Below are 12,219 nucleotides of genomic sequence, written 5' to 3'. Positions count from 1 at the left end.
TCGGCGATCGAGACGCCGGCGAGGGAGATCGTCGTCAGCACCCGGTCGAGCACACCGTTGGGACGCAGCGCGGAGAGGATGCCGAGCCCCAACGCGATCGGGACGGCGATCGCCATGGTGCAGAACGTGAGCAGCAGAGTCGCAGGCACCCGGCTGAGCACGAGGTCCAAAGCGGGCACGCCCTGCCAGATGGAGTTGCCGAAGTCGCCACGAATCCAGCCTGAGAAGGACCGGAAGAATTGCTCCCAGATCGGGTCATTGAGACCCATCGCCTCGCGGGTGTCGAGATAGAGCTGGTGACTCGCGGAGGGAGGCAGGATCAGTCGTGCCGGGTCGCCGATCTGTGTCACGACGAACCACACCGCGGTCAGGTCAGCATGTCACACAACAACAGCACCGGAAGCGCGAGGATGACCACCACGCCCAGGTACGGCAAGTTGCGTCGCGCCACGACGAAGCCGTTCGCATCGTAGCGGCCAGCGAGGTATACGTTCAGCCCGGAGATCGGTCCTACCGCTGCGGCGCAGCCCCACGCGATCATGGCGACCATAGCAAACAGGGTGGGGTTCGGGTGGGTCGATGCGAAGAGGGCGGCGGCCGCCGCGATCGAGATGACGGGGTGGACACCGGCGAATGAGACCAGAATCATGGCGATCACAAGCAACCATGCCGTCAGCACGGTGAACTCGGTCACCGGGGCGCTCCAGCCTGCGGCGTCGACGAGTGCCCGCATCCCGACGGAGAGGACGCCGGCTGCGGTGAACAAGGTGACCTCGCCGCGCATCCGGGGAAGACCGCGTACAACATGGGCGGCGAGGATCCTCGGCATCCGCCGGGGATGCCTCGTCATAAGGCTGGCGACGGTGACCAGCAACGAGGCGAGCAGCACGATCACAGACAAGTCGACCGAGGGCAGCAGTGCGTGGCCAACGATGACAAGCGCGGCCAACGAGAGCGGGATCCGCAGCATGGACACGCCGATCGCGAATCCGGTGTACGACGGCAGCTCATCCCCGAAGGCGCGGACGAGCAAAGCGACCCCGATCGCCAAACTGACCACCGCGAGGATCAACCCGCACAGCACGAGCACGCCGGACTGCGCCGTAGGCGCGTACGTGAACGCAACCGCACTGGCCGCCCAGAACGGTGACCAGAACGCGCCCGGGGAGAACGCGCGTGACAGCATGAGCGCGTTAGCAATCGACAGCCGCCCTCGACGGGCGAGGTGATCGCCGACGAGGTTCACGGCGCTCAGATTGATCACCGCTCCGAGGATGTGGGTTACCACTGCAGTCCGCCACACCGCCGCCGCCCCAGTCAGCCGGGACGAGACCTCGGGCTCCTCCCGCGTGATCGTCGCCACGAAAGATACGGCCGCGAGCATGCCCAAGAGCGTCTGGTTCAATCCGAACACCTCGACCGGGTCGAACCGGTACCCGAGGACGAGTGCGGTAACCAGCGCGGCGACCCCCGTGACAACAAGAATGGCCGCGATAAGGCGTTGCGGGCGTCGCAGCTGCAGGAAGCCGAGAACGCCGACGGCGAGTGAGGCGGCACCAGCAAGAGGCAGCGCCGATGGGATCGCCGGTGACACGGCGACGAGGGCCATGGTCACCGCCAACGCGATGCCCAGCGCGGAGTCGAGGCGGCTCATCGGACACCGCCGCCGGCGTAGTAGTCGGCGCCGCGGACGTAGCCTGCTGGCTCCGGCTGTGACGCAGGTGTCGACCAGGCATCACGGCTGCCGGGATCGTCTTGCCGCGATTCGAGGATCGGCCGCAGGTGCGCGTAACGCGGCGAGCGGACCCGGGACGCCAGCGCGATGCCGGCGGCCGCTTCGACTCGGGCGGCAGAGTAGCGGCGGGTCAGCCGCAGCACCGCCAACGCCGCGTCCAGGCCCTGCTCATCGACCGGAACGGACTCGAAGATTCGGTTCACGACCGTCGTGGTGTGCTCGCCGATCCGGGCTGCCCATTCCCGGACACGCTCGGCGTCCCATTGCCGGTAGCGGGGCCCGTCGGGCAGGTCGCTGTCGTGGGTCCGATACTCATTCACGACACCCGTGGGGGCGAGGAGATGGCTGGTCAACCGCTCCTGCCCGGCGAACACCTCCAGCGTCCTGTCGGTGACTCGCAGGTCAACGCTGCGGCCGATGTGCGGGAACGGGACGGAGTAGAAGTTGCGCTCGAACACCACGTGCCCGTTCTTCTGCACTCGACGCCGGTAGATCCACCGCGAGATCTCGAACGGGACCTGTGGCAGGGGTCGCAGCAGCGGCTTCTCCTCCGCCTCGAACACCCCCAATCGCGACCCTGCGCGTTTCTGGAACGGTTCCGCGTTGAACGCAGCGACCCGCTCATAGACCGCCGTGCGCAACTCCGGCAGGGTCGCGAACTGCCGGTCGCGGAGCGCCGCGATCACCCAGGTCGCGATGTTCCCGACGGTGTTCTCGACACTGGCCTTGTCTTTCGGCTTCTTGATCCGCCCGGGCAGCACCGCGGCGGAGTAGTGCGCCGCAAGCTCCCGATACGCGTCGTTGAGCACGACCTCACCCTCCGCCGGGTGGGAGATGACACCGGTCTTGAGGTTGTCGGGCACGATCCGCGGAACCGAGCCGCCGAACCAGTCGAACATCGCGACGTGCGCGTGTAGCCAGGTGTCCTGCCGCATGTCCAGCGTCGGTTCCACGAACGCGAACCTCGAGAACGGCAGCGCCGCGACGAACAAGAACACCCGCGTCTGCTGCAACGTGACCGGGTCGGTCAGCTGCATCGTCTTGCCGGACCAGTCGACCTCGACCGTCTGCCCCGCCTTGTGACCAACCCGTGAGGCAGCGCCGGCGACCAGCACATGCTGGCCGTAGGTCTTGCAGAACCGGTCATAACCCATCGCCGTCGCCCCGTCGGCCCGGCAGGCGTCGACGTACTCGCCATGCAGCAGCTTCAGCGTCACCCCGACCCGCGCGAGCTCCCGGTGCACCCGCTCCCAGTCCGGCTGCGCGTGAACGCTCTCATGCTCGCGCTCACCCCCACCGGATGTCCGAAGTGCCACTTATTGGTTCCGGGTTTTGTTTACTGAAGGCTGCGTCGAATGGAGCGGTGGGTAGTTCCCAAAGGAGCGACTGGACATAATTTAGGGCCTGGGCGGCACCGTGCAGTCGATCCATCCCCGCATCCTCCCATTCGATCGAGATGGGTCCCCGGTATTGGATTGATGCGAGGGCACGGAATGCATCTTCCCAAGGAATGTCACCGTGGCCAGTTGAGACGAAGTCCCACCCGCGGTGCGGATCCCCCCAAGGAAGATGAGAACCGAGAATGCCCTGCCTCCCGGAGGACGCTCGGAGTCGAGTGTCCTTACAGTCGACGTGATAGATCCGGTCTTGGAAATCACTGATGAATGCGACGGTATCTACGCCCTGCCACGCCATGTGTGAAGGATCCCAGTTGAATCCTAGAGCTGCGCGCTTATCGATGGCTTGAAGCATCCGAACGCTAGTCCAGTAGTCGTATGCGATTTCACTCGGGTGCACCTCAAAGGCGAACCGCACGCCTTCAGCGTCGAACACGTCGAGAATGGGGTTCCACCGAGTTGCGAAGTCTTCATAGCCGGCGTCGATCGTCTCTGCTGGAACTGGTGGGAACATGGCGACGTAGGGCCATATCTTCGATCCGGTGAAGCCAACGACCGTGTCCACGCCAAGTTTGCGCGCTACTCTTGCAGCGCGTTTCATGTCCTCGGCGGCGCGCTGCCGGACGCCTTCCGCGTCTCCGTCTCCCCAGACGTAATCGCGAACAATGGCTTGGTGACGAAAATCGATCGGGTCGTCGCACACCGCTTGCCCAGAGAGGTGATTCGAGATTGCCCAGCACTTTAGGCCGTACCTGTCCAGAATCTCAAGCCGGGAGCTCACGTAGGCCTCGTCCTCGTCAGCTCGAGCGAGATCTAGATGGTCACCGGATGCGGCTATTTCGAGACCGTCGTAACCCCATCCAGCAGCTAACTCAGCGACTTTCTCGAAGGGGAGATCTGCCCACTGTCCGGTGAATAAGGTCACGGGATTTCGGTTACTCATGAAAGTTCTCCTGCCTGGTTGAGGACTGGTGTGTCGATCCAGGACTGGGTGCGCGCCGACTCGAGCACCGCGTCGGTCAGTTGGACGGCACGCAGCCCGTCTCGAAGCGAAGGTAATCCCTCCGGCTTCTCCCCTGCGATGGCTGCGTAGCTGTCGGCGATGAACGCGTTGAATGCGTCTTGGTAACCCATGGGATGGCCAGCGGGCACACGATTCAGTCGAGCGGCGTCGTTGGAGAGGAGCCGTTCTTCACGGGGGAGGAGGATCGACCCGTCCCGACGGCCGATCCACAGCTGGTCGGGGTGTTCTTGCTCGAATCGGTAAGCCGCGTCTCCCGTGTGGATTTCGAGCGTGAGGCCGTTCTTACGGCCTGCGGCCATCTGCGTGATTAGAGCGCAGCCAGGGGCACCGCCCGCGAGTTCGAAGAGGACCCCGGCGATGTCTTCATTATCGACGGGCATGCCACCTCGCTCTGGAAAGACAGTCCGGGCTATTGCAACCACTCGCTTTACCCGCTCACCCGTGACAAATTCGATGAGATCAAACACGTGCGAGCCGATATCAGAAAACGCCCGAGAAGCACCTCCGGATTCACCCGCTCGCCAGTTGCTGTCTTCTCTGTCAAGAAGCCAGTCCTGCATATAGGCCGCATCCACTGACAGCACGACGCTCCGATTGGCCAGGATGCGGGCTCGTGCTTCCCGAACCATGGGATGGTACCGGTAGACAAACGGCACTGTGCCTACCAATCCAGCTGACTCCTGAGCCTGCACTACGCGGAGCGCGTCAGTGAGCTGAGTTGCGATTGGCTTCTCGCAGATGATGTGCTTACCGGCTTCTATGGCCGCAATGCTCTGCGCCGCGTGTACATCGTTGGGAGTGCAGATATGGACGACCTCAACCCGCTTGTCGCTGAGAAGCGAGGCCGCACCTGTCACCGCCTCTTCGATGCCAAGGGCGGCAGCTGCAAGCGCTGACTTAGAGGGTGTGGAGGAGGCGATGCTAAGCAGGCGCACCCCCTCTGCCCGAAGGGCACGGCTATGCACCTGCGCCATAAAGCCCCCACCGAGGATTCCCGCCGAGAGTGTGGCGCGGGCCGGTGTGATGACAGTGTCGTCGCTCATACTTGGTGACCGTTCATGAAAGTTCTAGGCCCGAAACCGCACCCCACTGGAGGACAGCCGCTGGCCGACGTGTGCTTGGTTTGCCTCCATCGGACGACGGAAGCCTCGGAGGCCTTTCTTGGCGCGTCACGCACGTGTTCACCGCATCACAGGATCGTTGCGCTCGATTAACTCGTCTCGACGAGGGGTTCCTTCCCAGTCCCCGACGACTTCGCATGCACGCGCGCCGGCAATAACTGCCGTCTTAACCCTCTGCTCGTGAGGCCGTCCGAGGACTAGCTCTGCAAGGTACCCGGCAACGAATGCATCCCCCGCCCCAACCGTGTCGATCACAGCAGCCGGTCGAGCGGACATGGTCAGGACTTCACCCTTGCAGAGAGAGATGCAGCCTTGGGCTCCAAGCTTGATGACTACGGATTGTGGCCCGTAGGAAGCGATCGAGCGGGCCATCTCTTCAGAAGCGGGGGCGTCAGTGACGAGAGCCGCTTCGTCTGGGCCGGCGAAAAGAACATCCACAAAGGGAAGAGTGTCCCGCAGGAAAGCACTGGCGTCGGTTCGGGACCAGAGTCGCGAACGATAGTTGATGTCGAACGACACCGTGATACCGAAGGATCGTGCGCGCTGAATGAGGCTCGTGGTCAAGGATTGAGCAGATTCGGACAGCGCTGGGGTGATCCCGGTCAGGTGAATAAGCGAGTGTTGTCGGAGGAGCTCGTCATCAACATCGGATGGGGAAAGTGCTGTCGCGGCGCTTTCGCGTCTCCAGAAGGACACGTCGGTTCGGTCCGGTCTCTCTCGTGTCTTGAGCATGAATCCTGTCGATCCAGGCCCTGTGGGGGCAATTACCCGAACACCCTCGGCAGCTAGCTCACGACGGATCAGCCGCCCGACCGAATCATCACCAATCCTGCTCACCCAGGTTGAAGCTACTCCCAGCCTGCGTAGCCCGATCGCCACGGTCGACTCTGCCCCACCAAAACCGATCCGTGCCGCACTCGAACTGGCCAGATTTCCCGGGACCACGTTGACAGCGAGGCCGAGCGTCTCGCCGGCGACGAGAACTGCACGGTTCATGACAGCATCCAGCATGGGAATGAAGTTGTGTCGAAGTCGCCATCTGCCGGGGGTCGCGTCCCGCGACCCCCGGCAGGTGTCACGACGCGAACCAACCCGGCTCCCGCTTAGACCCTGCGGGCAATTCCCGTACCGTGTGCTGGGCGGGATGGGCCCACCGGATGGCGTTTACAAGCACGCGCTGAACGTCGGGATGGTTGTAGACGGGGTAGTCCTGATCGCCGGGGCTGAAGTAGAAGATCCGACCGCGGCCGCGCGTGTAGGTCACTCCCGAGCGAAATACTTCACCTCCCGCGAAGGACGAGATGAAGACCAGCTCGTCGGGGACGGGAATGTCGAACTGCTCACCGTACATCTCCTGCTGGGGAATGACGATCGGGTTAGGCACGCCTTCGGAGATGGGATGGTTGGGCGCTACTGTCCATACCAACTCCCGCTCTGCCGCGTTCCGCCACTGCAAGTTGCAGGTGGTTCCCATGAGGCGTTTGAAGATCTTGGAGTGGTGTCCGGAGTGGAGAACGAGCAGACCCATCCCTGCAAGGACTCGCTGATGAACGCGCTCGACGATCGCGTCGTCGACGTCGGCATGCTGCCGGTGCCCCCACCACAGCAACACGTCCACGTCGTCGAGTACCTCGTCGGTCAGGCCGTGCTCCGGGTCGGCGAGAGCTGCGGTTCTCACGACCGCGTCCGGCATCAGCTTCTGCACTCCAGCGGTGATCGCTCCGTGGATGCCGCCCGGATAGTAGTCCGCGAGGTTGGTGGCGCCCCCATGGACTTCGTGCCACCCCTCATTCCACACCATCACGTTGATCCCGGTCACAGGGATACCTCCTTCTGTTCACGTGCCGACAAGTAGCACGCATCGATGATCTGCGCGCGCGTGAGCGCCACAGAGCCGTCATGACGCGCCCAGCTGTCTGGGTCGCGGATGTGGGCGATGAAGTCCTCGATTACTCCGTCGTGGCCTCGGTTTGGTGCATTGGTGAAGACACGCTGATCGATTGCTTCTCCACTTTCGCCGTCCCGATAAACGGTGAGATCGCCGTACGGGTTGCGTGGCCCTCCGATTACTTCGAGACTCGCACCACCTTCAGTGCCCAGCACGCTGAAATTCATCAGGTCGTCCATTGAGCGGTACGCTGCCCAGCCTGCCTCGAGTACGAGTGTTCCTCCGTCCTCGAGATGCAGAAACGCCGACCCGAAATCCTCGACCTCAAAGCCCGAACGACTGGCGTCCGCGGTTGCTCGCTGTGCGCCGCCGCGACCACGCGGACCGAGCTCAGCGTAGGTGGACGCGCTCACCCGTGTGACCCGCGGTTCACCAAGCAAGTGCAGAGAGTAGTCGAGTACGTGGACGCCGATATCAATCAGCGGCCCTCCGCCGGCAAGTTCGCCATTGGTGAACCAACTGCCGATCAGCGGGATACCGCGCCGGCGCAGCCAAGATCCCTTCGCGTAGTAAGGTCTTCCGATCTCGCCCGCGGTGATGGCCTGGGCGAGGGCCTGAACGTCGGCGCGGAGACGGTGGTTGAAGACGATCTCCAGAACGCGGCCGTTTTCGCGAGCGGCGTTCACCATCAGTTGACCCTCGGCGCTGGTGCGGGCGATTGGCTTCTCGCTAAGCACATGTAGGCCGCGTTGCAGAGCAGCGATCGCGATGGGGGCATGCATGAAAGTGGGAACCGCGATGCTGACAGCGTCTATGTCGTCGATCTCCAAGAGTTCTTCGTAGGACTGCGCCCGGTGAGGGATGTTATGACGATCAGCAAGTTCCTCGACAAGATCAGCTTCTTTGGCTGCCAGTGCAACGATCTCTACCCCTGGGATGGCCTGATAGGCGTTGAGGTGTTGAACGCCAGCCCAGCCGACACCGACGACGCCCACTCGTATGCGATCTTGATTACCCACGCTGTTCATACGGATTTCCTTCTGTTGATGTAGTCCCGGGTCAGCCCTTAACGGCACCCGACGTGAGGCCGGCCACGATGCGTCGCTGGAACACGAGAACGACGGCCAAGAGCGGGATCGTCACGATGACGGACGCGGCGGCGATGGTCCCTAGCGGAATCTCGAACTGATTGACGCCGGTGAAGTACGCGATAGCAACGGGCACTGTTTGTGCTGCTGGAGTCGAGGTGAGCGCGACGGCCAGCAGGAACTCATTCCACGCTGATATGAAAACCAGGATTGCGGTGGCCGCCAGCCCGGGAGTCGCGAGTGGCAAGATGACGCGCACAAAAGTGGTGATCGGACCACAACCGTCAATTGCAGCGGCCTCCTCGAGTTCCGATGGGATCTCCCGAAAGAAAGACGTCAAGGTGAAGATCGCAAGAGGCAACGAGAACGTGAGCTTGGGGATGATGAGGCCGATGAGCGTGTCGTACAACCCGATCTGAGTCCAGATCTCAAAGATCGGCGCGATGATCGTGATCACCGGAAAGGTCGTGACCGCGCTGACCAGAGTCAGCATCACTGCCTTCCGGGGTAGGGGCAGGCGAGCTAGCGCGTAGGCCGCGGACGATCCGAACAACAGCGCCAGTAGGGTCGTGACGGAGGCGACGATCACTGAGTTGCCGACCGCCGTCAGGAATCTTCCGTCGTTGAGGACGTCTACGTAGTTCTGGAAGGACGGGTCCCTTGGCCAGAGGTCGGCTGTCGACAGACCCGGACCAAATTTCAGCGACGTGTTGATCAGCCAGTAGAACGGAATCAGTGAAGACACCATGACCACGACGATGATCGCCCACACACCCACCCCCACTCGAGGGGCAGTACTAGATCGTCTGCGCATCATCGGGGCATCCTCTTAGGTGTCTGGCGAAGGTTTCCGCCGGCGAATCGGATATAGAAGAGCGCCACAATCATCACCACGACGAACGTGAGCATGGACAGGGCAGATCCTTCTCCAGTGAGACGGTTCTCGCGCAGTGCGTCGTACGCCACGATCGACATGGTGGCGGTGCCGTTTGCTCCCCGTGTGAGGACGAACGGTAGATCGAAGATGCGCAGGGTATCGAGCAGGCGCAGCATGCCAGCGACGGAGATCGCTGGTACCAGCAGGGGCAGGGTCACTCTCCAGAACGTCTGCCACCGTGTAGCGCCGTCGATGCTTGCTGCTTCAAACACGTCGGCCGGGATAACCTGCAGGCCAGCCAATACGAGCAGAGCGACAAAAGGTGCCGTCTTCCACACCTCCGCGAGGATGATGACAACGAAGACCAAGCCGGGGTCTGCGAGCCACACTGTGTCGCCGCCGGGAAGACCGAGACCTTTGAGCACATTCGTGACCAGTCCCAGGTGGGGGTCGAACATCGTTTGCCAGATGAGCGCACTCACCACCGTCAACACGGCGTAAGGCATGAGCAGGACGGACCGCAGTACGCCTCGACCTCGGAATGCAAGGTTTAGGAGCAGAGCTATGCCTGTACCGACGATGAGTTCCAGCGGCACGGCCACCAGCGCGATCGAGAAGCTGTAGCGCACTGAGTCCCACCAGACGGGGGAGCCGAGTTGCTCGAGATAGTTCTGGAGTCCGACGAATCGGCTGAGCCCTGCTTGGATGCGGCTGTACTGATGCAGCGACAGCCATACTGCGTAGCCGATTGGTAGCACCGCCACTAACAGCATGAGTGCAATGGCTGGGGTAACCATTCCGATGGCGGCACGGCGGCCACGGGCGTCTATATTTCGCCGGCCGCGGCCGGCGCGAGGCCCCCGCTGCCTGGCGGCAGCGGGGACCTCGTTAATCGTTGGGGTCTGCGCCATGCTAGAAGGCGTCCTGTGCGGTCTGGATGTCCGTGACCATCTTCTTGATCGCATCGTCCGTCGAGCTCTGTCCCGAGAGCGCAGCGTACACGTTGTTGTAAATTGCAGCTGAGATCTCCGCATAGACAGGCGACTTCGGACGAGACTTAGCGTTCTCGACAGCCGAGTGGAGCTGGTCGGCAAAGGGGATCGCAGCCTGGACATCGGCCTCGTCATACACGGAGTCGACGACAGGAGCATAGGCGGTCTGGATGAACTGCTGCGCCTGAAATTCCGGACTCACTGCGTAGTTCAGCAACGCGACGGCGCCAGCGAGGTTCTTCGTGTTCACAGGGATGGCCAGGTTGCCGCCTCCCAGCACGCCCTGGGCAGGGTGGTCCTTATCGAAGGCCGGCGCGGGGGTCACCTTCAGGACGTCCTGCACGGCAGGTGCCTGAAGGCCCGACGAGTAGGCGTTGGGCCAGTTCCGGAGGAAGCCGCCCACTCCTGATTCGAACGCGGTCCGTGCGGCACCATCGTCGTACGTCAGCGATGCACGGTCGATTGCGCCGGAGTCGAGAGCACCTTTCATCAGATCCAACACGGCCCTGGTCTCGTCGGAATCGACCACGACATTTCCCTGGTCATCGAGGACAGCTCCGCCCGCCGAATACAGGATTTCGAGGAAGTTCGTCGTCAGACCCTCTTTCGGGGCAAGCGCGATGAGCATCGCGTTGTCTTTGTTCGAGGCGGCCTGGTCATACAGATCCTGAAGGGTGTCGGGCTTGCTCACCCGATCGTCCCGGTAGAAGAGAAGTCCGGCATTGGTGAAGTAGGGTGTTGCCCAGTTGCGGCCGTCGTAGGTGGTGGAGTCCACCACCGAGGGGATGAGCTCGTCGGCGTGCTCCTTCACGAGTTCGCTCTGATCGAGGATCCAGCCTTGAGCCGCCCACTCAGCGGTCCACACGACATCGGCCACGTAGATGTCACAGTCGTCGTTGCCGCTATCCAGGCGCTGAATAGCCTGCTGGCGGGTCTCGGAGCTATTGGGGCCCAGTGCTGTGTACGTGGCAGTGACTGCGGACTGGGATTCGTTGAACGATTTAACGAGCAGTCCGAACGCCCCGTTGTCGTTGTTGCCGCAAAGAGCTACATCACCTTTGGCACCGTCAGCGACGGAGGGGTCGATCACGTCGACCTTCGGAGCAAGGCCGGAACCTGCTGAATCTGACGATGGTGTCGATCCGTCGACTCCGGATGCACAACCAGTCAGTGCGAGGGCGGTTAGTGCGATGAGGGACAGTGAGCGAGCACCGCGGCCTCTTGTGGTCATCTTCATTGGTGACATCTCTTTCTCTTTGGGTGGTGGGGGGGGTGAAACAAGTACGCGGCTGCTGCGAACAAATTCGCATTTATACAGATGGAAGCGACATGAATTGCTCGACCGAGTCAGCGATGTGCGTCCCCGTGAGCCGGAATGCCTCGAGGAGCTCGCGCGGGGGGCCGCTTTCGCCGTAACGGTCGTGCACGCCGCAACGCAGGAGTGGCCGCGGCAGCTGCTCACTCAGTAATTCCGCGATCGCGCCGCCGAATCCTCCAGCGATCTGCGCTTCCTCCGCTGTCACTACGCGTCCGGTTTTGCGTACGCTGGTGAGAATTGTCTTTTCATCGAGGGGCTTGATGGTAGGCACGTGAATCACCTCCGCCGCGATCGCACGTTTAGAGAGGATCTCAGCAGCGATCAGCAGCTCATAGGTCATCGTCCCTGTGCCGGCGAGCGTGACGTCGCTACCCTCGCGCAGAACATACGCACGGCCGATCTCAAATGGAGAACTGGCAGTGCTGAATATCGGGGTGCTGTCTCGCGACAGTCGAAGGTACGACGGCTGATCATTGCCCGCGATGGCAAGGGTCGCCTTTTCCGCTTCAATACTGTCCCCAGGGGCCACGACGACCATATTTGGCATGACACGCATGAGAGCGATGTCCTCAAGCATTTGGTGAGTTGCCCCATCCGGACCCACGTTAAGGCCGGTATGCGCACCTACGACCTTCACCGGTCGGTCGTTGAGCGCGGCCGTCGTCTTGATCTGCTCCCAGTTTCGGCCCGGGCTGAACGCGGCGTAGCTGGTGGTGAATGGGATCTTGCCAGCGAGTGCCGTGCCGCTTGCAACGGTGACGAGGTTCTGTTCCGCGACT

Annotated in this window: 10 protein-coding genes and 2 pseudogenes; all 12 read right to left on the bottom strand. The window is 62.4% G+C overall.

The genetic code is table 11. The features are described 5' to 3' along the window. Positions 1 to 350: pseudogene (locus ACSGC5_RS14705) on the bottom strand (ABC transporter permease); the annotation flags it as partial. A 17-nt stretch (positions 351 to 367) separates the two neighbouring features. Further along, on the bottom strand, positions 368 to 1,654 hold the full coding sequence (locus ACSGC5_RS14700) for a hypothetical protein (RefSeq protein WP_434971328.1): 1,287 nt from the start codon (positions 1,652 to 1,654) through the stop codon (positions 368 to 370). Next, positions 1,651 to 3,027, bottom strand: a pseudogene (istA, locus tag ACSGC5_RS14695) (IS21 family transposase); the annotation flags it as partial. The gene ACSGC5_RS14700 and the pseudogene istA, both read right to left, overlap by 4 nt. Further along, complete coding sequence (locus ACSGC5_RS14690) at positions 3,023 to 4,075, bottom strand: sugar phosphate isomerase/epimerase family protein (RefSeq protein ID WP_434971327.1); 1,053 nt, start codon at positions 4,073 to 4,075, stop codon at positions 3,023 to 3,025. The gene ACSGC5_RS14690 and the pseudogene istA, both read right to left, overlap by 5 nt. Next, positions 4,072 to 5,199 (bottom strand): Gfo/Idh/MocA family protein, encoded by a 1,128-nt coding sequence (locus tag ACSGC5_RS14685; RefSeq protein ID WP_434971326.1) that lies wholly within the window; start codon positions 5,197 to 5,199, stop codon positions 4,072 to 4,074. Before ACSGC5_RS14685 ends, ACSGC5_RS14690 begins: the two co-directional genes overlap by 4 nt. A 138-nt stretch (positions 5,200 to 5,337) precedes the next feature. Then, positions 5,338 to 6,288 (bottom strand): sugar kinase, encoded by a 951-nt coding sequence (locus ACSGC5_RS14680; RefSeq protein ID WP_434971325.1) that lies wholly within the window; start codon positions 6,286 to 6,288, stop codon positions 5,338 to 5,340. Between the two features lie 64 nt (positions 6,289 to 6,352). Further along, a complete protein-coding gene (locus ACSGC5_RS14675) occupies positions 6,353 to 7,078 on the bottom strand; it encodes a ThuA domain-containing protein (RefSeq protein ID WP_434971329.1) in 726 nt (241 codons plus the stop codon). Between the two features lie 14 nt (positions 7,079 to 7,092). Further along, complete coding sequence (locus tag ACSGC5_RS14670) at positions 7,093 to 8,193, bottom strand: Gfo/Idh/MocA family protein (RefSeq protein WP_434971324.1); 1,101 nt, start codon at positions 8,191 to 8,193, stop codon at positions 7,093 to 7,095. A gap of 31 nt (positions 8,194 to 8,224) precedes the next feature. Further along, on the bottom strand, positions 8,225 to 9,025 hold the full coding sequence (locus tag ACSGC5_RS14665; protein ID WP_434971323.1) for a carbohydrate ABC transporter permease: 801 nt from the start codon (positions 9,023 to 9,025) through the stop codon (positions 8,225 to 8,227). Between the two features lie 41 nt (positions 9,026 to 9,066). After that, on the bottom strand, positions 9,067 to 9,903 hold the full coding sequence (locus ACSGC5_RS14660) for a carbohydrate ABC transporter permease (protein ID WP_434971322.1): 837 nt from the start codon (positions 9,901 to 9,903) through the stop codon (positions 9,067 to 9,069). A gap of 139 nt (positions 9,904 to 10,042) precedes the next feature. Then, complete coding sequence (locus tag ACSGC5_RS14655; protein ID WP_434971321.1) at positions 10,043 to 11,212, bottom strand: extracellular solute-binding protein; 1,170 nt, start codon at positions 11,210 to 11,212, stop codon at positions 10,043 to 10,045. Between the two features lie 220 nt (positions 11,213 to 11,432). After that, on the bottom strand, positions 11,433 to 12,219 hold a 787-nt coding region (locus tag ACSGC5_RS14650), incomplete at its 5' end, for a transketolase family protein (protein WP_434971320.1).

Origin of the sequence: Microbacterium sp. bgisy207 (assembly GCF_965345035.1) — a bacterium.
Lineage (GTDB): Bacteria > Actinomycetota > Actinomycetes > Actinomycetales > Microbacteriaceae > Microbacterium.
Note: the sequence above shows the minus strand (reverse complement) of the source record. Positions and strands in the feature narration are given on the sequence as shown.

Coding starts and splice junctions, on each gene's coding strand:
- ACSGC5_RS14700 (WP_434971328.1), bottom strand. CDS start 1,654: ATGAGCCGCCTCGACTCCGCGCTGGGCATCGCGTTGGCGGTGACCATG.
- ACSGC5_RS14690 (WP_434971327.1), bottom strand. CDS start 4,075: ATGAGTAACCGAAATCCCGTGACCTTATTCACCGGACAGTGGGCAGAT.
- ACSGC5_RS14685 (WP_434971326.1), bottom strand. CDS start 5,199: ATGAGCGACGACACTGTCATCACACCGGCCCGCGCCACACTCTCGGCG.
- ACSGC5_RS14680 (WP_434971325.1), bottom strand. CDS start 6,288: ATGCTGGATGCTGTCATGAACCGTGCAGTTCTCGTCGCCGGCGAGACG.
- ACSGC5_RS14675 (WP_434971329.1), bottom strand. CDS start 7,078: ATGGTGTGGAATGAGGGGTGGCACGAAGTCCATGGGGGCGCCACCAAC.
- ACSGC5_RS14670 (WP_434971324.1), bottom strand. CDS start 8,193: ATGAACAGCGTGGGTAATCAAGATCGCATACGAGTGGGCGTCGTCGGT.
- ACSGC5_RS14660 (WP_434971322.1), bottom strand. CDS start 9,903: ATGCTGTTAGTGGCGGTGCTACCAATCGGCTACGCAGTATGGCTGTCG.